Source organism: Enterococcus saccharolyticus subsp. saccharolyticus (assembly GCF_029023825.1).
GTDB lineage: Bacteria > Bacillota > Bacilli > Lactobacillales > Enterococcaceae > Enterococcus_F > Enterococcus_F saccharolyticus.
Genome location: NZ_CP118957.1, coordinates 1,004,707 through 1,028,264 on the forward strand (window position 1 = coordinate 1,004,707; position 23,558 = coordinate 1,028,264).

Annotated in this window: 23 protein-coding genes and 1 other annotated feature; of the genes, 20 read left to right on the top strand and 3 right to left on the bottom strand. The window is 37.3% G+C overall.

Going from position 1 to position 23,558, the window contains the following annotated elements; genetic code table 11:
- Positions 1 to 22: 22 nt before the first annotated feature.
- Complete coding sequence (locus PYW32_RS05280) at positions 23 to 421, bottom strand: VOC family protein (protein ID WP_016175373.1); 399 nt, start codon at positions 419 to 421, stop codon at positions 23 to 25.
- A gap of 179 nt (positions 422 to 600) precedes the next feature.
- On the opposite strand from PYW32_RS05280, the gene PYW32_RS05285 reads away from it, so the two are divergent.
- From PYW32_RS05285 to PYW32_RS05295, 3 genes are all read left to right on the top strand, one after another.
- Complete coding sequence (locus tag PYW32_RS05285; protein ID WP_016175372.1) at positions 601 to 1,449, top strand: transporter substrate-binding domain-containing protein; 849 nt, start codon at positions 601 to 603, stop codon at positions 1,447 to 1,449.
- 14 nt (positions 1,450 to 1,463) lie between these two features.
- Positions 1,464 to 2,153 carry an amino acid ABC transporter permease gene (locus tag PYW32_RS05290; protein ID WP_016175371.1) on the top strand — a complete coding sequence of 230 codons (690 nt, stop codon included), beginning with the start codon at positions 1,464 to 1,466 and terminating at the stop codon, positions 2,151 to 2,153.
- 146 nt (positions 2,154 to 2,299) lie between these two features.
- Positions 2,300 to 4,009, top strand: a complete 1,710-nt coding sequence (locus PYW32_RS05295; RefSeq protein ID WP_016175370.1) for a methyl-accepting chemotaxis protein — start codon at positions 2,300 to 2,302, stop codon at positions 4,007 to 4,009.
- Between the two features lie 43 nt (positions 4,010 to 4,052).
- Here the strand turns inward: PYW32_RS05295 and argH are convergent, their stop codons facing one another.
- Together argH and PYW32_RS05305 are read right to left on the bottom strand one after the other, a co-directional pair.
- Positions 4,053 to 5,423: an argininosuccinate lyase gene (argH, locus tag PYW32_RS05300; RefSeq protein ID WP_016175369.1), complete on the bottom strand. Its 1,371-nt coding sequence runs from the start codon at positions 5,421 to 5,423 to the stop codon at positions 4,053 to 4,055.
- A gap of 13 nt (positions 5,424 to 5,436) precedes the next feature.
- Positions 5,437 to 6,639: an argininosuccinate synthase gene (locus PYW32_RS05305; RefSeq protein ID WP_016175368.1), complete on the bottom strand. Its 1,203-nt coding sequence runs from the start codon at positions 6,637 to 6,639 to the stop codon at positions 5,437 to 5,439.
- A 206-nt stretch (positions 6,640 to 6,845) separates the two neighbouring features.
- On the opposite strand from PYW32_RS05305, the gene PYW32_RS05310 reads away from it, so the two are divergent.
- The 17 genes from PYW32_RS05310 (at position 6,846) to ilvB (ending at position 23,557) form a co-directional block, all read left to right on the top strand.
- Positions 6,846 to 8,306 (top strand): amidase, encoded by a 1,461-nt coding sequence (locus PYW32_RS05310; protein WP_211210802.1) that lies wholly within the window; start codon positions 6,846 to 6,848, stop codon positions 8,304 to 8,306.
- A gap of 109 nt (positions 8,307 to 8,415) precedes the next feature.
- Positions 8,416 to 8,943, top strand: coding sequence for a YqeG family HAD IIIA-type phosphatase (locus tag PYW32_RS05315; RefSeq protein ID WP_016175366.1), 528 nt, complete (start codon positions 8,416 to 8,418; stop codon positions 8,941 to 8,943).
- Positions 8,940 to 10,049 (top strand): ribosome biogenesis GTPase YqeH, encoded by a 1,110-nt coding sequence (gene yqeH / locus PYW32_RS05320; RefSeq protein WP_016175365.1) that lies wholly within the window; start codon positions 8,940 to 8,942, stop codon positions 10,047 to 10,049. Before PYW32_RS05315 ends, yqeH begins: the two co-directional genes overlap by 4 nt.
- 11 nt (positions 10,050 to 10,060) lie before the next feature.
- Entirely contained in the window at positions 10,061 to 10,372 is a 312-nt protein-coding gene (gene yhbY, locus PYW32_RS05325) for a ribosome assembly RNA-binding protein YhbY (RefSeq protein WP_016175364.1), read from the top strand.
- 60 nt (positions 10,373 to 10,432) lie between these two features.
- Complete coding sequence (locus tag PYW32_RS05330; RefSeq protein WP_245558574.1) at positions 10,433 to 11,032, top strand: nicotinate-nucleotide adenylyltransferase; 600 nt, start codon at positions 10,433 to 10,435, stop codon at positions 11,030 to 11,032.
- Positions 11,022 to 11,609: a bis(5'-nucleosyl)-tetraphosphatase (symmetrical) YqeK gene (gene yqeK, locus PYW32_RS05335; protein WP_016175362.1), complete on the top strand. Its 588-nt coding sequence runs from the start codon at positions 11,022 to 11,024 to the stop codon at positions 11,607 to 11,609. The genes PYW32_RS05330 and yqeK overlap by 11 nt, the downstream gene beginning before the upstream one ends.
- Before the next feature lie 32 nt (positions 11,610 to 11,641).
- Positions 11,642 to 11,983 carry a ribosome silencing factor gene (rsfS, locus tag PYW32_RS05340; protein WP_211210801.1) on the top strand — a complete coding sequence of 114 codons (342 nt, stop codon included), beginning with the start codon at positions 11,642 to 11,644 and terminating at the stop codon, positions 11,981 to 11,983.
- Between the two features lie 2 nt (positions 11,984 to 11,985).
- The gene (locus PYW32_RS05345) at positions 11,986 to 12,714 is read left to right on the top strand and encodes a class I SAM-dependent DNA methyltransferase (protein WP_016175360.1); all 729 of its coding nucleotides are present in this window, start codon (positions 11,986 to 11,988) and stop codon (positions 12,712 to 12,714) included.
- A gap of 437 nt (positions 12,715 to 13,151) precedes the next feature.
- Positions 13,152 to 13,389 (top strand) — a binding site (T-box leader).
- 62 nt (positions 13,390 to 13,451) lie between these two features.
- The gene (trpE, locus tag PYW32_RS05350) at positions 13,452 to 14,819 is read left to right on the top strand and encodes an anthranilate synthase component I (RefSeq protein ID WP_016175359.1); all 1,368 of its coding nucleotides are present in this window, start codon (positions 13,452 to 13,454) and stop codon (positions 14,817 to 14,819) included.
- A complete protein-coding gene (locus tag PYW32_RS05355) occupies positions 14,816 to 15,376 on the top strand; it encodes an aminodeoxychorismate/anthranilate synthase component II (RefSeq protein WP_016175358.1) in 561 nt (186 codons plus the stop codon). The genes trpE and PYW32_RS05355 overlap by 4 nt, the downstream gene beginning before the upstream one ends.
- Positions 15,377 to 16,390 carry an anthranilate phosphoribosyltransferase gene (gene trpD, locus PYW32_RS05360; RefSeq protein ID WP_016175357.1) on the top strand — a complete coding sequence of 338 codons (1,014 nt, stop codon included), beginning with the start codon at positions 15,377 to 15,379 and terminating at the stop codon, positions 16,388 to 16,390.
- Entirely contained in the window at positions 16,390 to 17,157 is a 768-nt protein-coding gene (trpC, locus tag PYW32_RS05365) for an indole-3-glycerol phosphate synthase TrpC (RefSeq protein WP_016175356.1), read from the top strand. The genes trpD and trpC overlap by 1 nt, the downstream gene beginning before the upstream one ends.
- Positions 17,144 to 17,755, top strand: a complete 612-nt coding sequence (locus PYW32_RS05370; RefSeq protein WP_016175355.1) for a phosphoribosylanthranilate isomerase — start codon at positions 17,144 to 17,146, stop codon at positions 17,753 to 17,755. The genes trpC and PYW32_RS05370 overlap by 14 nt, the downstream gene beginning before the upstream one ends.
- Entirely contained in the window at positions 17,736 to 18,926 is a 1,191-nt protein-coding gene (trpB, locus tag PYW32_RS05375; RefSeq protein WP_016175354.1) for a tryptophan synthase subunit beta, read from the top strand. Before PYW32_RS05370 ends, trpB begins: the two co-directional genes overlap by 20 nt.
- Positions 18,923 to 19,687, top strand: coding sequence for a tryptophan synthase subunit alpha (gene trpA, locus PYW32_RS05380; protein ID WP_016175353.1), 765 nt, complete (start codon positions 18,923 to 18,925; stop codon positions 19,685 to 19,687). The genes trpB and trpA overlap by 4 nt, the downstream gene beginning before the upstream one ends.
- A 469-nt stretch (positions 19,688 to 20,156) precedes the next feature.
- A complete protein-coding gene (ilvD, locus tag PYW32_RS05385) occupies positions 20,157 to 21,839 on the top strand; it encodes a dihydroxy-acid dehydratase (RefSeq protein ID WP_016175352.1) in 1,683 nt (560 codons plus the stop codon).
- Positions 21,840 to 21,850: 11 nt separating this feature from the next.
- Entirely contained in the window at positions 21,851 to 23,557 is a 1,707-nt protein-coding gene (gene ilvB, locus PYW32_RS05390) for a biosynthetic-type acetolactate synthase large subunit (RefSeq protein WP_016175351.1), read from the top strand.
- The last annotated feature ends 1 nt before the right edge of the window (position 23,558 follow it).

A 23,558-nucleotide genomic window follows, 5' to 3' on the forward strand; every position in this document is an offset into this window, starting at 1 on the left:
CGAAAGTCTTTTATTTATCTAATTAAATTTGCATCCATGTCGGTTCCAATGCATTACCATCTAAATCGAGGACTTCTAAACCATACATTTGTTCTTCAGGAATACCCATGTCTACTTTATAAACAGTTCCCCCATTTTCTTCAGCGATTTTACCAAAGTTTTTGACTTCTTCTGCACTATTTAATGAAAAAGCAATGAGGGCACCACTCTGTGTCGTTGTATCTGCGATAGTGCGATCTTTGATGAAGAGCTGATAAAACGAATAATCTAATAACATAATCCAAAAATTATCATCCCAAACCATTGAACTTGTCTGTTCAGTTGAAAATTCTTCATTCTTTTTAAAGCCAAGCTTTTCATAAAAATCGGTAGCAGCAGCAACATCTTTTACTGGGAAATTAACAAATACCATTGTAGACATAATAAATTCCTCCAATCCTTTTCTTTATTATCTGTGGAAACGCTATTTTTTGCAAGAATATGTACTAAAATGATGAATATTGCATATTTGTTGTTTATTTTTTATTAATTATATGATAAAGTGCATATATAGTTAAAAATATAAATGTTTTTGTATAAATATTAAAAGGAGTAATATATATGAAAAAATTAATTGGTTTAACAAGTATAGTCATTGGTTTATTTGCGTTAACAGCTTGTGGAGGCGGCGGTAATTCAACTGGTTCAGATTCAAGTAAAGCACCTGAAGCAAGTAATCAATTGGAACAAATTAAAGAAGCTGGTGTATTGAAAGTCGGAACTTCTGCTGACTTTGCACCATTTGAATTCCATGCCATGGTAAATGGCAAAGATACAATTGTGGGGGCGGATATTGATATGGTCAATGCCTTAGCTAAAGAATTAGGAATTCCTAAAGTTGACTTTTCTGACATGGAATTTAATGCTGTTTTAGCTGCTTTAGAGCAAGGGCAAGTCGATATTGCTGTCTCTGGGATTTCTGCAACAGAAGAACGTAAAAAATCAATTGATTTTACAATGAATTATTTCTTGCCAGAACAAAAAGTAATTGTGCATAAAGATAATTTAGCTAAATACAAAGAAATTAGTGATTTAAGTGGTAAAAAAGTTGGCGCGCAAAAAGGGTCTATTCAAGAATCAATTGTGAAAGATCAACTACCAGAGTCGCAAATTGTTTCTGTTCCTAAAGTACCAAGTTTAGTATTGGAATTAAAACAAGGTTCCATTGATGCATTAGTTGCAGAAAGTGCAGTAGCAGAGTCTTATGTGGGCCAAAACGACGACATTGCCATTGCAGATGTGGCGTTAGAAACATCTGAAGACGAAGCATATGCGATTGCTTTACCAAAAGGCAGTACAGAGTTACAAGCAGCATTAAATGAAGCGTTACAAAAATTAATTGACGATGGGACAATTGCTGAGTTTGTTCAAAAGAATACTGATTTAGCAAATGAAAATGCCTCTAAATAGAGGAGGAGAACAGTATGGATTACTCTTTTTTGTCTACGTATTATAATTATTTTATTTCAGGAACATTGGTTACCTTGATCGTCTCTTTTATCACGATTATTTTAGGAACGATATTAGGTGTTGTCTTTGCTTTAATGAAGCTTTCATCCGTTCGACCCTTGCGTTGGTTGGCAAATATCTATATTGAAGTTTTTCGTGGGACACCGATGTTAGTACAAATTTTAATCAGTATCGGTTTGCTGCATAAGGTCTTTAATTTACCAACAGTACCAATTGGGGTATTAGATATTGATTTTGGTCGTTTGTTACCAGGGATTATTGCCTTATCTTTAAACTCTGGAGCCTATGTTGCTGAAATCGTTCGAGCAGGTATTAACGCAGTAGAAGTGGGACAATCGGAAGCTGCCGGCTCACTTGGATTACGTCCTGTACAAACCATGCGCTATGTGATTTTGCCACAAGCTATGCGCAATATCTTACCATCATTAGGTAATGAATTCATTGTCTTAATTAAAGATTCTTCGTTACTTTCAACAATAGGGATTTACGAGTTAATGAATAGTGCGCAAATTGTGATTACTTCTTCATTTATTCCGATGAAGCCACTGTATGTCGCAGCGTCGATTTACTTCATTTTAACTTTTGCAACTTCACAAGTTTTGAAGATTTGGGAAAAGAAATTAGGCAAAGGATATCGACGGTAAAGAACAAAATAAATAGAATTCTTCTATGTGAGACTTTGCATAGAAGAATTTTTTTGTTTGTGAAGAAAATTAGTGAATTAGCTATTTAAAAAATCAAAAAACGGATGATAGATATAATATAAAAAATGATGTATATGGGAGGTAAAATGAAAACAAGTCTAACAAAAAAGATTACTTTAATTGCGACACTGACAGTTTTTATTAGTGGCGTCATTATTGGTATCGCGAATTACTATTTTAGTTATAAGGAAACATTAAAATCGGCTGGTATCGAACTTACGAGATGTGCCAACATTGTGACTGGCATGCTTTCTGTTGATGCGCTAGCAAAATTAATCGCAGGAGAGGAGACTTTTCTACCTACTATTGAAGAAGAATTAGAATGGACGATTTCACATAAGCATATTTTTTCCGCTAGTTATATTTTAGCTATCGATGGCACTGTCGTCGCAGCTGATTCGCATTTGAAAGACCAAGGTTATCAACCAGGTGATACATTTATCATTGAAGCGGCAATCATGGAACAATTAAAAAACGGCGAAGTTGCTGCAACTGCCGTCTATACGCAAGATGATCACAAAAAAATTACGGGTTATGCACCGATTTTTAAAGACCATAATCCCCAAAAAGAACTGATTGCGATTAATGCAATTGATTTTGATGGAAAAATTGTTAGTGAACGAACATGGGAAGCCAATAAAATGACTATTTTATTGAGTATGATTTTGCCATTTTTTGCAGCGCTCATTACAAGTATTTTTACACGTAAGCTATTACGTCCTATTAAAGGGATCAACGAACAAGTTGCCGAACTCGCAAAAGGCAACTTAGCTATTGACCCACTGCCGGTCAATACAGCTGATGAATTAGGCGTACTGTCTAGTCAATTTAACTTAATGGTAGAAGGGTTACAAACATTGATTCGACAAGTTGAGCAAACAACCACGCAAATTAATGAAAATTCACAAGAAGTTTATGCTAGCGCGGAAAGTGCACAACTTGATACGCAATCATCGTCATTGTCTACTGCCGAATCATTGGAACAAGTAACTGAAAATATTTTACAACAAACAAATTTAACCCAACAAGCAAATACGTATTTAAAATTGATTGCTGAAAGTATTCAAAAAATTAGTCAACATATTGAAGATGTTTGGACGTCTTCTTATCAAGCAACACAATTATCTAGCGAAGGACAAGATGTTGTTCATCAAACTTTGCAAAAGATGCAACAAATTGAAAAAGCAACTACTGCTGCCAATCAAATTACGTATCGTTTAAATCAGAAATTACAAGAGATTGATCAAATTATTACGCTCATTAATAATATTTCAAATCAAACCAATTTATTAGCTTTGAACGCGACGATTGAAGCTGCTCGAGCGGGAGAACACGGCAAAGGATTTTTAGTGGTTTCAGATGAGATCCGAAAATTAGCAGAAGAGACAAAAGCGGCAACGCTAGAAATTGGCAATTTAATTGCAAAAATTCAAGAAGAATCGACTTCTTCTGTTGAAAAGTCAGAACAAGGAAAACAAACAGTAGCACAAGGCTTGTTGTATATTCAGCAAACAAATGAGCCATTTGATGGCTTATCAAAAAATGCAACCAATACTGCCCAAGAAGCAGCGGCATTAATTATTGAAACGACTAATATTAAAGACAGTATGCAACAATTGGTTGCCGTAATTGAATCCGTGACAGAGTTATCGCATCAAGTTTCTGAGAGTACAGATATTATCTTAGAATCGAGTGAACATCAAACCGAAGTGATGCAAGAATTTGTGGATGTCGCAAAATCCCTTTCTGATATTGCTACACAATTAAAAATTAGTATTGAACAATTTCAATTATAAAAAAAGACCTGAAGAGCGAATGCTGTTCAGGTCTTTTTTAGTATTATAGTTGTTGCTTTGCTTGATCGATTTGTTTTTTGATTTGGGCAAATCCAGTACCACCTAACGAATCACGATTTTTGACAGCCGTATAGGAGCTTAATTTGTCGTATAAATCTGTTTCGATTGCAGGAACAATCTCTTGGTATTCTTCCAGTGAGATGTCTTGCAAATAAATTCCTTTTTGGATACAAGAGAAAACTAATTTACCAACAATTTCATGCGCTTCTCTAAAAGGAATGCCTTTGTTAGCTAGGTAGTCAGCTAACTCAGTCGCGTTTGAGAAATCTTTTTCAGTCGATTCTAGCATGTGTTGTTGATTCACTTTCATTGAAGCAATCATTCCCGACATGATTGTCAAACTTTTTTCAACGGTTTCAACAGTATCGAACATGCCTTCTTTATCTTCTTGGAAGTCTTTGTTATAGGCGAGCGGTAAACCTTTCATCACCGTTAATAACCCGAATAAATCACCATAGACGCGTCCTGTTTTTCCACGAATTAATTCAGCCATATCAGGATTTTTTTTCTGAGGCATAATAGAACTTCCTGTTGAAAAGGTGTCTGATAACTGTACGAATTGAAATTCGTGACTACACCATAAGATGATTTCTTCACAAAAACGGGAAAGGTGCATCATTAAAATTGAAGAATTACTTAAAAATTCTAAAATAAAATCTCGGTCGCTAACAGCGTCTAAACTATTCGTATAAACAGCATTAAAACCTAGTTCTTTTGCAGTAAATTCACGGTCAATTGGGAAGGTTGTTCCTGCTAAAGCTGCCGCACCTAATGGTGAACAATCGATTCGTTTCAAGTTTTCGGTTAGACGCTCTTGATCGCGAGTTAACATTTGATAATAAGCCAATAAATGATGAGCAAAAGAAATTGGCTGTGCATGTTGTAAATGGGTATAACCAGGCATGATTGTTTCAATATTTTCTTCGGCTTTGGTAACCAACACCAAACGCAACTCATGGATTTTTTCTAAAATATCTTGTACTTTTTCTTTTAAATAAAGATGCATATCGGTTGCGACTTGATCGTTTCTTGAACGAGCAGTATGTAATTTGCCAGCTACAGGTCCGATTTCTTCATGTAAGAAAGATTCAATGTTTAAGTGAATATCTTCGTTTTGTACCGTATAATCCAATTCATCATTGGCTACTTTTTGTTGAATAATTTTTAAACCATCGATAATCTGTTGGCCTTCTTCTTCGGAAAGAATTTTTGTATGAACCAGCATTTTTACATGAGCGAGACTCCCTAAAATATCTTGTTTTGCTAGTGATTGGTCAAAGAAGATAGATGCGCCAAACGCATCTATCCAATCTTCATTCTTTCCATCAAAGCGACCGCCCCAAAGTTTCTTCATAAATGAACCTCCGTTACGCGTTGTTTTGTTTTGCTTGAATTTCTGCATGAACTTTACTTGGTAAGCCCCAAAGTTTGATAAAACCAACTGCGGCATCTTGATCGAATGTATCTGCAGAAGTATAAGTTGCTAGATTTTCATCGTATAAGCTATTTTCTGATTTTCTACCTTCACAAATAATATTTCCTTTGAAAAGTTTCACACGAACAACGCCATTGACATATTCTTGTGTACTCTTTAAGAAGGCGATTAGGGCATCTGTTAATGGATTGAACCATAGGCCATTGTAAATAACTTGTGCTAATTGGTGCTCAATCATTGGTTTAAAATGCGCTAATTCACGAACAAAAACTAAATCTTCTAATTCTTTATGAGCAGCCATTAAGGTCATTGCACCTGGGCATTCGTAAACTTCTCTTGATTTAATCCCTACGAGACGATTTTCAATATGGTCGATACGACCAACACCATGGTTTCCTGCTAATTGATTCAATTCAGCAACTAGAGAAGACAAGTTCATTTCTTTCCCGTCTAATGCAACCGGCACACCTTTTTTAAAGGTAATTTGGACAATATCAGCTTGATCAGGTGTATCTTCTAGTTCTTTTGTTAATTCATATGCCCCTTTTGGAGGTGTTGCCCATGGATCTTCTAAAACGCCACATTCACATGCACGTCCCCATAGATTTTGGTCAATAGAATATGGATTATCTAAGTCAGCCGGAATTGGCACTCCTTTTTCTTGGGCATAAGCAATTTCTTCTTCACGTGACCATTTCCATTCACGAACAGGTGCAATTACTTTTAAAGATGGATCTAACGCTGCGATAGCAACTTCAAAACGTACTTGGTCATTTCCTTTTCCAGTACAACCATGAGCGATAGTTGTCGCATTCGTTTCATGTGCTAATTCTACCAATTTTTTAGAAATCAAAGGACGTGATAAAGCAGAAACTAATGGGTAAGAATTTTCATAAAATGTATTCCCTTGTAAAGCGATTAAAGCAAAATCTTGTGCAAATTCTTCACGAGCATCAATAGCATAAGAAGCGCTAGCACCAACAGCTAATGCTTTTTGGCGAATTGATTCAGTATCTCTTCCTTCACCCACGTCTAAACAACATGCAATAACATCGTATCCTTCATCTACTAACCATTTTACTGAGACAGAGGTGTCTAATCCTCCAGAGTAAGCTAAAATAACCTTTTCTTTCATATTTATATAATACCTCGCTTTTAATGTGATGACGTTATAGTATCAGAAAATATTCTAATAGGCAATAGAAAATAGAATAAATATTCAATATTTATAAATAAAAAGGTTAAATATACATTTATAAATCATCTGTAAACGAAAACATGCAAGAAAAATTATGAAATTCGGCGTATTTATGGTAAAAAGAAAGAGAGGTGAAGGAAATGATACAAGATGGATTATTTTGGTCAGAGCAATTGAAAACAAAGCAATTGTCTTTTCAAGAATACGTGGAAGCAATCGAGCAGAAAGTCAAAAAGGAAAATCCACAATTAAATGCCTTAGTCACTTTTGATAAAGATGCAGCCTTGCAACAATATAATGAAACAAAAAATATTCAAGAAACCACTTTTGCTGGTTTGCCGATTCCTTTAAAGATGTTAGGTCATTCTAAAAAAGGTTGGTTAGCAACATCAGGTAGTCGTTTGTTTATCAAACAACGTGCAACTTATACGAGTCATTTTGTTCATGGATTGGAAAGAAATGGCTTGATTCCATTGGGACAAACGGCCGCTCCAGAGTTTGGGTTTAAAAATGTAACGGATGCGAAAATTTATGGTGACACGAGAAATCCTTGGAACTTAGGGCATTCAGCAGGTGGATCAAGCGGTGGTGCCGCATCTGTTGTGGCGGCAGGTATCTTTCCAATTGCGGCAGCAAGTGATGGAGGTGGCTCGATTCGCATTCCAGCCTCATTTAATGGATTGATTGGTTTAAAACCAACCAGAGGAACAATGCCAGTAGGACCTTCAGGCTGGCGCGGATGGCAAGGAGCGTCGATTTCTTTTGCCTTAACTGTGTCAATGCGTGATACGCAGACGCTTTTTTATGGCATGCGTGGAACGGAATTAGCGGCTCCTTATCAAGCACCCGCAGTAGAATGGCATCAGCATCAACCAGCCAATAAACAGCCATTGAAAATTGCTTTTACAACGACATCTCCGGTAGGAACACCGGTGTCAACAGAGGCAAAACAAGCAGTGAAAGAAGCTATTGCATTTTTAGAAGAACAAGGCTATGAGCTAACAGAGATTACGTATCCAGTAGATGGTCCTCGTTTAATTCGTGACTATTATCAAATGAATGGTGCCGAAACAGCTGCAATGTTTGAAGATATTTCGCAAGGATTCAAACGTGAGATGACTATGGAAGATATGGAACTAATGACATGGGGCATTTACCAGTACGGGACTAAATTATCGGCATCAAGTTACGTCCATTCATTACAATCGTGGGATGAAGCGACGGATCAAATGGAGAAAATGTTCCAAGAATATGATTTGTTTTTAACTCCAGCAACCGCACATACTGCACCAAAAATAACGACAGATTTACAGAGTGACAGTATTCGTGAACGGTTGTTGCATGCAGCAGAACTTTCGGCAAATGAAGCGGCAGAAGTTGTCTACGACATGTTTGAAAAAAGTTTGGCATTATCACCGTATACGCAACTAGCAAATTTAACAGGACAACCTGCAATTAGTTTACCTACATTTGTTACGCAAGAAGAGTTGCCATTAGGCATTCAGTTTATGGCATCTAAAGGGCGAGAAGATTTGTTATTCCAAATTGGTTTGAGCTTTGAAGAACACCAACGTTTCCAACTTCCTAAAGTTTATCGTGTGTAATAAGAAACTTTTAAGTAGATAACTTTTATTTTTAAGCATTTTATTGTATAATCAACGGTTGAGGAGTACATCACAGTACTCCTTCATTTTTTGACTACGAGGAGAAAATATGTTTTCAAATTACAAACCAACTTGGATGGTAGATGCGATTTATAAAGTGACTCCTGAACAATTAAATAAACATGGTATCAAAGCTGTGTTGACTGATTTAGACAATACGTTAATTGCTTGGAATAACCCCGATGGAACAGACGAATTACGTATATGGCTTGAGTCCATGAAGAAAGCCAATATCCCTGTTATCGTGGTGTCAAATAACAATGCCGAACGTGTAGGACGAGCACTCCAAGCTTTTGAACTTGATTATGTTGCACGTGCCTTAAAACCTTTTGCAAAAGGCATTAACAAAGCGTGTAAGGATCTTGGCGTAGAAAAAGATGCCATTGTGATGGTAGGCGATCAAATTATGACCGACATTCGTGCTGCGAATCGTTCTGGTGTGAAAAGTATTTTGGTGCGTCCTGTAATCGATACGGATAGTTGGAAAACGCAATTGAACCGTATGATGGAACGAAAAATTATGAAATATCTTTTAAACAAACATCCGGAAATGAAATGGCAAGGTGAAATAAAATGACAGAAACAATTCAATGTATCGGTTGTGGCGTAACAATCCAAACTGAGAATAAAGATGAATTAGGCTATACACCCAATGCTGCATTGGAAAAAGGGTTAGAGACAGGTGAAGTTTATTGTCAACGCTGTTTTCGATTGCGTCACTACAATGAAATTCAAGATGTTTCATTAACTGATGATGACTTTTTGCGTCTTTTAAACGAATTAGGTCAAAAAGACGCATTGATTGTGAATGTGGTTGATATTTTTGACTTCAATGGTTCACTAATTCCTGGTTTGCATCGCTTTGTCGGTAATAATCCAGTGTTATTAGTGGGAAATAAAGTGGATATTTTACCTAAATCATTGAAAAAATCAAAATTAACTCAATGGATGCGTGAACGTGCGCATGAAGCTGGTTTACGCCCAGTTGATGTATTATTAACGAGCGCAAAAAAACCACATGAACTATCGACCTTATTAGATGCGATTGAAGAACATCGTAAGGGTCGCGATGTCTATGTTGTTGGTGTAACGAATGTTGGTAAATCAACTTTGATTAATCAAATTATTCGTCAATCCGCTGGTGTACAAGAACTAATTACGACGTCACGTTTCCCAGGAACGACTTTAGATAAAATTGAAATTCCATTAGAAGATGGTCGGTTTTTAATTGATACACCAGGAATCATCCATCGTCATCAGATGGCACATTATTTAGGAAAAAAAGATTTAAAAATTGTCGCACCTCACAAAGAAATTAAACCAAAAGCTTACCAATTAAATTCAGCGCAAACATTGTTCTTAGGTGGCTTGGCACGTTTTGATTTTATTCAAGGGGAGCGCAGTTCGTTTATTGCCTATGTCTCAAATGACGTAGAGATTCATCGAACAAAATTAGAAAAAGCAGATGCGTTTTATGACAAACATGTCGGTGGATTGTTACAACCACCACGTGCTGAAGAAGTTGCGGCGTTTCCTGAACTTGTTCGTTTTGAATTTTCAATTAAAGAAAAAACAGATATTGTCTTTGCTGGACTTGGCTGGATTACCGTAACGCAACCTGGCGTTGTTGCAGGATGGGCGCCTAAGGGTGTCGATGTGCTAAGAAGAAAAGCATTGATTTAAGGAGAAAAAAGATGGAATTAAGAGGAAAACAAAAACGTTTTTTACGTAGCGAAGCACATCATTTACAACCAATCTTTCAAGTAGGAAAAGGTGGAGTAAATGATGCAATGGTCGCTCAAATTGGCGAAGCATTAGAAAAACGTGAATTAATTAAAGTGTCATTATTACAAAATACCGATGAAATTGCTGAAGATGTTGCAGCAGAATTAGAAGCTGCTTTAAATTGTGATATTGTTCAAATTATTGGACGTGTCTTAGTTGTATTTAAACCATCATCAAAAGAAAAATATCAAAAAATTTCATCACGTGTTCGTTCAATCTAATGAAGGAGGTCTTTTGAGTTGCAAGGTGAAACATTTAGTCGTGTACAAACATTTACAGAAATGGAATCAATTCGTACCTCACCACGAAAGCAAGTAGGGATTCTTGGCGGGACATTTAATCCTGTTCATATCGCTCATCTCATTACGGCCGATCAAGTGGGAAAAGCATTAGGGTTAGAAACTGTGGCATTAATGCCGTCTAATCAACCCCCACATCAAGACGAAAAAAAGACGATTGATGCGAGTCATCGTTTGCAGATGCTTGAATTAGCACTTGCAGACAATCCATTATTAACAATTGAACCGATTGAACTACAACGTGCAGGTAAAAGTTATACGTACGATACAATGAAATTACTGACGGAGCAAAATCCAGATACCGACTACTACTTCATTATCGGTGGTGACATGGTAGAATATCTACCAAAATGGTATAAGATTGATGAGTTAATGCAAATGGTAAACTTTGTTGGTGTACGTCGACCTAACTATGCAACGGAAACACCGTATCCAATTATTTGGATTGATGTACCATTGATGGATGTCAGCTCGACACAACTACGCAAAAAGATTGCACAAGGTTGTTCCGTTAATTACCTCGTTCCACCAAATGTAGTAAACTATATTCAAGAAAAGGGGCTGTACCTAGATGAATTATAGTGGGAAATATACCAAATTAGAACGTGAATTATTAATGCAACGTGTCCAAATGCAAATGAGTGAAAAGCGTTTCCGTCACGTATTAGGTGTGGAAGAAACAGCCATTGCGCTTGCTGGTAAATATGGTGCTTCATTGGAAAAGGCGAGCATTGCGGCTTTAACGCACGATTATGCCAAAGAACGTTCGGACGATGAATTTCAATTAGTGATTCGTCGTGACCAGTTTGATTTGGATTTATTGCATTGGGGAAATGAAATTTGGCATGGCTTAGTAGGTGCAAATTTTGTTCAACGTGAATTAGAAATTGACGATGAAGAAATTTTGCAAGCAATTCGTGTGCATACGACAGGTGCTGCTGAAATGTCATTACTAGATAAAATTATTTATGTAGCTGACTATATCGAACCTGGTCGTAAATTTCCTGGTGTGGAAAAAGCACGTGAAATTGCCTTAATCAATTTAGATGATGCAGTTGCTTATGAAACCAAGCATACATTAGCACATCTTGTTGAAAAAGAGGTGCCAATTTATCCAAAAACAATTGAAACATACAACAAATGGGTCGCTAAAAAGTGACCAAGGAGGGAATTATCATAGATAGTAAACAAATTTTAGAAATCGCTGTTCGTGCAGCTGATTCTAAGCATGCAGAAGATATTATCGCATTAGACGTTCATGAAATTTCATTATTAGCAGATTATTTTGTCATCTGTTCAGGAAATAGTGATCGTCAAATTAATGCAATCGTTGAGGAAATCATCGAACAAGAAGAAAAAGCACAAGTAGAAGTAAAACGTGTGGAAGGAAAAGATGGCGGTAAATGGGTATTAATCGATTTAGGCGATGTAATTATCCATGTATTTAGCAATTCTGAACGTGATTTCTACAATCTTGAAAAACTTTGGTCAGATGCACCATTAGTTGACATTCGTGAATGGGTCGTTGAGTAATCATGGCGTATGAAACCTTTGCATTCGTTTATGACGAAGTAATGGATACGGGACTATATAAGCGTTGGTTAGAGTTCTCCTTACGTCATCTTGGTGAACGCAAACAAGTTTTAGAGTTAGCCTGTGGAACGGGTGCCTTAGCTGTGGAATTTGCAAAAGACGGATTTGATGTGACAGCATTGGATTTATCAGAAGAAATGTTAATGATTGCCAGTGGACGTGCACAAGAAGCAGAAGTTGATATTCAGTTTGTAGAAGGCGATATGTTGGATTTATCTGATGTGGGCACTTATCAAGCAATTACTTGTTTTTCTGATTCTATTTGCTATATGCAAAATGAAATGGATGTACAACAAGTATTTGATGGTGTGTATCAAATTCTTGAAGACGAAGGGGTCTTTATTTTTGATGTGCATTCAACTTATCAAATTGATGAAGTATTTCCTTCATACAGCTACCATTATCAAACAGAGGAATTTGCCTTTTTATGGGACAGTTATCAAGGTCAAACACCGCACAGCATTGAACATTTTTTAACATTTTTTGTTCAAGATGAAGAGGGGCGTTTTATTCGTGAAGATGAATTACATGAGGAACGAACGTATTCATTAGGTACGTATTTAATGTTGTTAGAAAATGCTGGATTTAGTAATGTCGAAGCTTATGCTGATTTTATCGATAGTGAACCAAATGAAAAAAGCCGTCGCTGGTTTTTTGTTTGTCATAAGTAATCAGAAGACTGAGAGAAATCTCGGTCTTTTTTGTTTGTAAAATAGTTGTATTTGGGGAAGCATGGTATGCTTTATCTATAAGAAATACTTTGAATAAATCCTTGGTGCGAATCCCATGCTCCCAGAAAATCCCTAAAAGACTCGCACCATAAAAATCACCTTTTCGAGTTGCAGTCTCCATAACTGCACGAATTAAATTATCAATATTGTCCGACTGAAGCCTATTAATACAAACATCAAAATCTTTACAAAAAGTTCCATCTCGCTCCCAACGTATGTCCAACACATCAAAACTTACAATAACATCGTGTGAGAACTATTTTTTGCTCAGATAATTATTGTTTTCTCTGTCAGAAAAATAGTGAAACTACAAATTTTAATAAAATGATAAAAATATATTGACAATTAAATGAGAAAACTGTAATATTCTGATTAAATATTAAGCGGACAAAAGAAGAGTAACTTTTTTGATACTTTACAGGGAGCTAACGGTTGGTGGGAGTTAGTAAGTTAGAGAAAGTGAATGGGCTTTTGCGCTGAGGCATTGAACTGAAGTAGGTGACTCCGGGAACTCCCGTTATAGAGGAAAATCGTTGATAGACGATTGATAACGAGGATTTGAATAGAATTATTCAAATTAAATTGAGGTGGCACCGTGAATTATTCGCCCTCAGATTTGCTTTTTAGCGAGTCTGAGGGCTTTTTTGTATCTAACGGTCAAGGAAAGGATGAAAAAAATGAAAATTATTCGACAAATTCAGGGGGATTATTTGACGCCTGTCTCCATTTTTTTAAGAATTCAAAATGATAAAAAATTTTTGCTAGAAAGTAATCCGCGTGAAGCAGAAGAAGGGGCGCGCTATTCAATTATTGCTCTTGATCCTGTTAAAGAATTACGCTATCAAGAAGGAATTTTTTCAATCAATGGCGAAAGCTTTCCTTGTGCCGATCCATTAAAAGAATTAGAAAAACATATTCTACATGAAGAAGAAACAATTCCTGAAATTCCCTTCCAAGGTGGGGCTATTGGTTATGTCGGTTATGATGTGGCAGCTTGCTATGAGAACATTGGCGAGATTTCAAAAGATGAATTAAATGTACCAGATATTTATTTTTATGTTTTTGAAGTTTTCGTCGTATACGATCATCGAACTGAAACGGTAACAATCGTACATTCAAATGCCTATAGTCAAAAAACAACTGACGAGATGGAAAATAGAATTCAAGAAGTTATTGAGTATTTACAAACACCTTCAAGCAAAGAATTGATTGAAAAAAAAGAATTGAATTTACCATTTACTAGTAATGTCACGCAAGCAGAATTTGAAAATCGTGTACGTAAAGCGAAAAAGTTAATTGAAGAAGGCGATTTGTTTCAAATTGTTTTGTCACAACGTTTACAAGCAGAATTTGAGATTGATCCATTTGATTATTATCGTTACTTACGTTTATCCAATCCGTCTTCGTATATGTATTTTCTTGATTTTGAAGAATTGCAAGTAGTAGGCTGTTCTCCTGAAAGTTTAGTGAGTGTCAAAAACGGATTGGTCACGACCAACCCAATTGCCGGTACTCGAAAACGTGGCGCAACGGTTGAAGAAGATGTTGCATTAGCCGAAGAATTATTAGCTGATGAAAAAGAACGTGCAGAGCATATGATGTTAATTGATTTAGGACGAAACGACATTGGACAAATTGCCAAACGTGGAACAGTTCGTTTACCGATTCATATGACGATTGAAAAATATCGTTATGTGATGCATATTGTTTCTTTAGTAACTGGTGAACTAAAAGAAGGATTAACACCAATGGATGCGTTACGAGCAACCTTGCCGGCAGGAACTGTCAGTGGAGCACCCAAAATTCGAGCGATGACACGCATTTATGAATTAGAACCTGTAAAACGTGGGATGTATGCTGGCGCTGTGGGTTATTATTCCATGGATAATCAAGCAGACTTTGCGATTGCGATTCGTACGATGTTAGTGAAAGACAAAAAAGCATATATTCAAGCAGGTGCGGGAATTGTCGCTGATTCAGATCCAACTGCTGAATATTATGAAACGTTACAAAAAGCCAAAGCTCTTTTGGAGGTGGGAAGATGATTTTACTTGTTGATAATTATGATTCATTCACACATAATCTAGCACATCAATTTCATACAGAATTAGTCATTTTACGAAATGATGATCCCAATTTAATGGAGACGGCACAAAAAGCTTCAGCAATTGTGTTTTCACCAGGTCCAGGCCGACCAAATGAAGCGGGACTTATGGAAGAGGTAATTCGTCGTTTTTATAAAGAAAAACCGATGTTGGGTATTTGTTTAGGTCATCAAGCATTAGGAGAAGTTTTTGGAGGGAAAATTAGTATTGCGAGTAAAATCATGCATGGCAAGGTTTCTCAATTAAAGCATGAACAACAAGGATTGTTCCGGGATGTCACTTTAGACACCGATATCATGCGTTACCATTCTTTAATTATTGAACCGGATACTTTACCCGATGTTTTTGAAATATATGGTTATGCTGATGACGAAATTATGGCAATTAAACATAAAGAGTATCCTGTATATGGACTGCAATTTCACCCAGAATCAATTGGTACAACAGAAGGTCAGACAATGATTGATACATTCCTAGAGTCAGTGGAGGATAATTAAATGAAAGACATATTTGAAAAATTATATCAAGGAAATGATTTAACCGAAACAGAAATGACGCAATTATCCGAAGCGCTTTTTGCAGGTGAATTAAAAGATACTCAAATTTCTGCAGCGTTAATTGCTTTGAAAATGAAAGGTATTACGTCAACTGAAATGGCAGCTATTGCGAAAGTCATGCAAAAAAATGCGTTAACCATTGAAAATGCGCCAGTAAATGCGATGGATAATTGTGGGACAGGAGGCGATCATTCAAATAGCTTCAATGTCAGTACGACTACTGCTTTTGTATTGGCGGCTGGAGGAATTCCGATGGCAAAACACGGCAATCGTAGTATCTCAAGTCGTTCGGGTAGTGCCGATGTTTTAGAAGAGTTGGGTGTAAAATTAATGACATCGCAAGAACAAATTAGTCAATTGCTAAATGAAATTGGTATTGCCTTTTTATTTGCACAAGCGATGCATCCAAGTATGCGTTATGTGAGTAATGTTCGTCGTGAACTAGCAACCCCAACTATTTTAAATTTAATTGGTCCTTTAACCAATCCAGTGCATTTAGAAACGCAACTGATGGGGACTTTTGCAGGGAATTTATTAAAAGAAACCGCAGAAACGCTTGGAAAACTTGGACGAAAACGCGCGATTGTTTTACAAGGTGCGTACGGAATGGATGAAGCAAACTTGGCAGGCGATACCAAAATTGCGTTATTGGAAGATGGTGAAGTCATTGAGCAAACCATTTCTGCAGCAGAAGTGGGATTACCAGAATATCCATTAGGTGCAATTGTGGGTGGCGATGCGAAACGCAATGCAGAAATTTTAGTTTCTGTATTAGATAATCAACCATCTCCATTTTTAGATACCGTTTTATTAAATGCTGGTTTAGGATTTTACGCAAATGGCAAAGTAACGAGCGTTCAAGAAGGTGTCGAAGAAGCACGCAAAGTGATTGCTTCCGGAGCGGCTCGTGAAAAATTAGCTCAATTAGTTGAGAAACAAAAGGAGGTCCAGTAATGGATTTTTTAGAGAAAATTTTAGTAGAAAAACGTAAAGAAGTTGCTCAATTACCAGTGGTTGAACGACAAAATCAAGCAGCAGCCTATCCGTTTTACCAACAAGTTAAAGCGCATCCTGAAAAGTTACACGTGATTGGCGAAATTAAGCGTGCTTCTCCTTCAAAAGGCGAAATTAACGTTGATGTCGATATTGTGTCACAAGCAAAATCCTATGAACAAGCAGGCGTTTCAGCTATTTCAGTTTTGACAGATGAAGTATTTTTCAAAGGGAATATAACTGATTTGCAAACCGTCGCTAAAAATGTACAGGTACCAGTTTTATGTAAAGATTTTATTATTGATGAAAGACAGTTGTTCCGTGCAAAAAATGCAGGCGCAAGTATGGTGTTGTTAATTGTTGCGGCGTTACCTTTCGAGCAATTAAAAGAATTGCATGAAAAAGCGACAGCATTGGACTTAGAGATTTTAGTTGAAACGCATAATGTAGAAGAAATGGAAAAGGCACAGGCAATTGGCGCAAAAATTATTGGTGTCAACAATCGAAATTTAAAAACTTTTACGGTCGATATTCAGCATAGTTTAGATTTAGCTCAACCGGATGATGGTCCTGTATACATTAGTGAATCTGGATTTGTGACAGGGGCAGATGCTCAACGTGTTGCGCAAGACTATCATGTCATTTTGGTTGGTGAAACACTCATGCGTGCAGAAGACCCTAAAGCTAAAATTACTGAACTGCGAGTGAGTCGTCATGACGAAAGTTAAAATTTGTGGATTGATGGATAAGCAAACGGTAGATGAAGTCTGTCGCTTGGGCGCAGATTATATTGGTTTTGTCTTTGCGAAAAGTAAACGGGAAGTCTCTCCTGAACAAGTTCGTTTACTAACAGAAGATGTCCCGTCATCGATAAAAAAAGTCGGAGTTTTTGTTTCTCCAACTATTGGACAATTACAAATGGTCATTGAGAAAGCGGGACTGGACTTAGTCCAAATTCATGGTGAATTTCCAGAAGGGACATGCAGTGTACCTATGATTCAAGCGAAAAGTGTCAAAGGAAATGAACGGAATTTAGCTACTACTGCAGATTTTTTACTATTAGATGCACCTCCGAAAGAGTATTATGGAGGAAACGGAGAACCGTTTTCATGGGAAACAATTCAGCCGAATACTTTGCCGCAAGAAAAATTATTTGTTGCTGGTGGACTGACCGTTGCAAATGTGCAACAAGCAATTGCCTATTTTCAACCGTTTGGTGTTGATGTTTCTAGTGGCGTTGAAACAAATGGCGTGAAAGATTTAGCAAAAATTCAAGCATTTATTAACCAAGTAAAGGAGTATGATCATGTACCAACAACCAGATAATAAAGGATTTTACGGTGAATTTGGTGGACAATTTGTTCCAGAAACACTGATGTATGCTGTAAAAGAATTGACACAAACTTATGAAGAAGCAAAAAAAGATCCAGAATTTCAAGAAACATTAGATTATTATTTAAAACAATATGTTGGGCGTGAAACACCTTTATATTATGCAGATAACTTAACCAAACATCTTGGTGGTGCCAAAATTTATTTGAAACGTGAAGATTTGAACCATACAGGAGCACATAAAATCAATAATGCGATTGGACAAGTATTGCTGGCCAAACGTATGGGGAAAAATAAAATTGTTGCGGAAACCGGTGCTGGTCAACATGGAGTTGCGACGGCTACTGCAGCAGCGTTATTCGGTATGGAATGTATTATTTTCATGGGTGAAGTGGACGTAAAACGTCAAGAATTAAATGTTTTCCGGATGGAATTATTAGGTGCAAAAGTTGAAAGTGTTGTTTCAGGTAGCCGTACATTAAAAGATGCCGTGAATGAGGCGTTGCGCTATTGGGTGGCAACTGTGGAAGATACCCATTATGTTTTAGGTTCCGCTTTAGGTCCTCATCCTTTTCCAGAAATTGTTCGTGATTTCCAAAGTGTGATTGGTACAGAAGCGAAGCAACAATATTTAGAAGTAGAAGGGAAACTGCCAGAAGTGGCGTTAGCTTGTGTTGGCGGTGGTAGTAATTCGATAGGGTTATTCTATCCATTTATCAATGATAAAGATGTCCGCTTAATTGGTGTCGAAGCTGCTGGTAAAGGATTGGATACCGAAGAACACGCAGCATCTATTACCAAAGGGGATGTGGGGGTGTTACATGGAAGCAAAATGCATTTACTGCAAGATGACGATGGGCAAGTGCTAGAAGCCTTTTCTATTTCAGCAGGCTTAGATTATCCTGGGATTGGTCCTGAGCATTCTCATCTATATACTTCTGGCAGAGCTGAGTACAAAACGATTACAGATGAAGAAGCACTAGAAGGGTTCCATTTATTATCACGTACAGAAGGTATTATTCCTGCGCTTGAAAGTTCTCATGCGATTGCTTATGCCATGAAATTAGCGAAAGAAATGTCACCAGAAGAAAGTATTTTGATTTGTTTATCTGGACGTGGGGATAAAGATGTGCAACAAATTAAAGAAAGGATGGCACAGGAATGAAATCATTGACGCGTGTATTACAACAAAAAAAAGACAATGGCAATAAATTGTTTATCCCGTATATTATGGCTGGAGCAAATGGCTTAGAACGTTTGGCTCATGAAATTGAAATGTTAGCAGAAAGTGGCGCTAGCGCAATTGAATTAGGCGTACCGTTTTCTGACCCAGTAGCAGATGGCCCAGTGATTCAATTAGCTGGCATCCATTCTCGTGAACGGGGAACCACTTTGAAGAAAATTATTGCTTTCTTAAAAGAATTCAATTCACCAATACCTTTAATTTTAATGGGCTATTTTAATTCATTTTTACATTATGGTTTAGAGGGATTAGTAGAAGATTTGAGTTCGACAGATGTCAAAGGTGTAATTATTCCTGATTTACCTTACGAACATCGTGAAATGTTTTTAGATCCAGCAAAAGAAAGTGATATTGCATTCATTCAATTGGTCACATTAACAAGCTCTGATGAACGAATAGATCAATTAGTCAGTGAAGCAGAAGGGTTTATTTATGCCGTAACAATTAATGGAACAACTGGAATCAATCGTGACTATCAAGACAATTTGTACCAACATCTCCAAAAAATTACTGAAAAGAGTCCGATTCCAGTTCTAGCGGGATTTGGTGTCTCAAAACCAGAGCATGTGCAAATATTTAATAACTATTGCGATGGTGTTATCATTGGTAGTTGCATCGTACAAAGTCTGGCTCAAAATGGTATAGACGAAACGCAAGAATTAATTGAAACATTGTTTGCTTAAGGCGCATTGCGACATTTTTTGTCGCAATGCTTTTTTTAGGATTTATTTACTTAACATTCATTTGTTTTTCATGTACAATGATAAAAACGTCGATATTTTTTAATTTTTTTTTCATTTTACGGTGTGCATTTTGGTAAAGTTTACCATTTGTGCAGAAAATAAAAAAAATTCAGAAAACTTATTGACTTTTATTTTGATTAACGTTATATTGTAAAAAATCAACAAAATAAACCAGATTTAAAAATAGATTTTTCAACTTGTAAGGAGACGATTCACATGCACAAAGAAAGACAATACTTATTAGTCATTATTAGGTAAGTGGACTTAGAACACGGAAAAAACAATCCGGTTGTTTGAGTCCTATTTGTGTTAGTGAATGGGATTCTTACAAGAGAGCATCCCATTCTACTTGTTAGAAGGATGCTCTTTTTTTCAGAAAAATCTGGCGTAAGGAACTAGGAGTGGAACTATGAGAAGCGATCAAATAAAAAAAGGAATTGATGCTGCACCAGCTAGAAGTTTGTTATATGCGACAGGGCAAGTAAAGAATATTCAAGATATGAATAAGCCGTTTATTGCTATCTGTAATTCATATATTGATATTGTCCCTGGACATGTTCATTTAAGAGAACTAGCTGATGTGGCAAAAGAAGCAATTCGTGAAGCAGGAGGTATTCCGTTTGAATTCAATACAATTGGTGTTGATGACGGAATTGCGATGGGTCACATCGGGATGCGCTACTCATTACCAAGTCGTGAATTAATTTGCGACTCTGCAGAAACAGTTATTAACGCTCACTGGTTTGACGGAGTTTTTTACATGCCAAACTGTGACAAAATTACACCAGGAATGATTATGGCAGCGATGCGTACTAATGTACCAGCTATTTTCTGTTCAGGTGGCCCAATGAAAGCGGGTATTGATCCACGTGGTCATCAAATTACATTGTCAAGTATGTTTGAAGCGGTTGGTGCACATAAAGCAGGAACAATGTCTGCGGAAGAATTTAAATTTATGGAAGAAAATGCATGTCCAACATGCGGTTCATGCGCAGGAATGTTTACGGCCAATTCAATGAATTGTTTATTAGAAATTTTAGGATTAGCTTTACCAGGAAATGGAACGACATTGGCAGTTTCAGAAGATCGTCGTGAGCTTGTTCGTCAAGCTGCGTTTCATTTAATGGATTTAGTTAAAAAACAAATTAAACCACGTGACATCGTGACGAAAGAAGCGATTGATGATGCCTTTGCCTTAGACATGGCAATGGGAGGTTCAACCAATACGGTTCTTCATACGTTAGCAATTGCCAACGAAGGGGAAATTGATTACAACTTAGCCGATGTGAATGACATTGCCAAACGTGTACCGTATCTTTCAAAAATTGCGCCATCGTCTGCTTATTCGATGCATGATGTTCATGAAGCTGGTGGTGTTTCTGCTATTATTCGTGAACTCTGCGATATAGAAGGCGCTATTCATCCAGACCGTATAACAGTTACTGGTAAAACGATTCGTGAAAATGTTCAAGATGCAGTCATTCATAATACAGAAGTGATTCACCCGAAAGAAAATCCATATAGTCCAGTTGGTGGTTTATCTATCCTTTATGGAAATATCGCCCCTGAAGGCAGTGTGATTAAAGTAGGTGGGGTCGATTCAGATATTCATGAATTTAGAGGCGAAGCTATTTGCTTTAGTACACATGATGAAGCAGTAGCAGCGATTGATGATGGCACAGTTAGAAAAGGACATGTCGTGGTCATTCGTTACGAAGGGCCAAAAGGTGGTCCAGGGATGCCTGAAATGTTGGCACCTACTTCTAGCATTGTTGGTCGTGGTTTGGGTCGGGATGTAGCCTTAATTACGGATGGACGTTTCTCAGGAGCAACGCGAGGCATTGCCGTGGGACATGTTTCACCAGAAGCCGCAGCAGGCGGTCCATTAAGTTTGGTTAAAGACGGCGATATTATTACTATTGATTTAACAAATCGTACATTGAATGTGGAAGTATCGGATGAAGAATTAGCGGAACGCGAAAAAACACGTCCGAAGTTTGAATTTAAAGTAAAACATGGTTGGTTAGCACGTTATACAGCATTAGTAACATCTGCCCATACTGGGGGAATTATGCGAGTTCCAGAAGACTAGGAGGAAATTTAATGAAGAATCAAGAACAAGAAATAGCTCAAAAAATGTCAGGCGCAAGACTTTTATTAAAATGCTTGCAAAAACATGATGTTGAATTAGTTTTTGGGTATCCTGGTGGTGCGGTTCTTCCATTATATGATGCTTTATACGATGCAGAAATTCCAAATATCCTAACAAGACATGAACAAGGCGCGGTACACGCGGCAGAAGGATATGCCAAAGCAACTGGCAAACCTGGTGTAGTAATTGTAACAAGTGGCCCTGGGGCAACAAACGTTGTAACCGGAATTGCCGATGCGATGGGCGACTCAGTTCCCCTAATTGTTATTACAGGGCAAGTTGCGACACCTGGTATTGGAAAAGACGCGTTCCAAGAAGCAGATATTTTAGGAATTACACTACCTATCACAAAACACAATTATCAAGTGCGTGATGTAGAAGAATTAGAAAAAACAATCGATGAAGCTTTTCATATTGCGACAACAGGTCGTAAAGGTCCCGTGGTGATTGATTTACCAAAAGATATTTCAATTATTGAAGGGACGTATACACAGCGTACAAAACCCGTAAATTTGGTTAGTTATCAACCAACAACCAATCCTTCACAATTACAATTAACGCGCTTGATGGATCAATTGAAAAAAGCGAAAAAACCGATTGTGTTGGCAGGAGCAGGTATTACGGCTTCTAAAGCGGCAGACCAATTGAAAGAGTTTGTAGAACGCTACAAACTACCGACAGTCAATACGTTACTTGGTTTAGGAACACTACCAGCCGATTGTCCATATTTCTTAGGAATGGGCGGCATGCACGGTAGTTACGCAGCGAATATGGCATTAGCTGAATGTGATTTACTGATTAACATAGGAAGTCGTTTTGATGACCGTTTAGCGACATGTCCGAGTCAATTTGCAACAGGAGCAGTGATTGCGCATATTGATATCGATCCCGCTGAAATTGGTAAAATTATCCCAACAGACATTCCAATTGTAGGAGATGCCAAAAACGCGTTAGAAAAACTATTGGCTTTTGAACCATTTGATATCGATAGTCAAGAATGGCAAGATATTTGCCAAGAGCGTAAACAAAACTACCCATTTAAGTATGACCGTGACAACAAAGATGAAATTAAACCACAACGTGTTATTGAAAAAATTGGTGAAATTACAAAAGGACAAGCCTTTGTTTCAACCGATGTTGGGCAACATCAAATGTGGGTTGCACAATATTATCCATTTAATTTCCCAAATCAATTGATTACAAGTGGTGGACTAGGAACGATGGGCTTTGGAATTCCAGCAGGAATTGGCGCGCAATTTGCGTATCGTGATCGTCCGGTAATTGTTTTTGTTGGGGATGGTGGTTTCCAAATGACCAACCAAGAATTTGCAATTTTAAACGAAAATGGTTTGAACGTAAAATTTGTTTTAATCAACAATGGTTCATTAGGAATGGTTCGCCAATGGCAAGAGCGATTCCATAATGAAAGACGTTCTTCTTCTGTCTTTGACGGACAGCCAGATTTTGTTAAATTAGCAGAGGCTTATGGAATTGATGCTGTGCGTATCATGAATCCTGCCACTGTCGATAGCGAGTTAGAAGCAGCCTTTGCAAAAGAGGGACCATTGTTAATTGAAGTAATTGTTTCAAATTCGGAACAAGTTATGCCAATGGTTCCAGCAGGGATTCCTAATGATCAGATGATAGGGGTGGAATAAG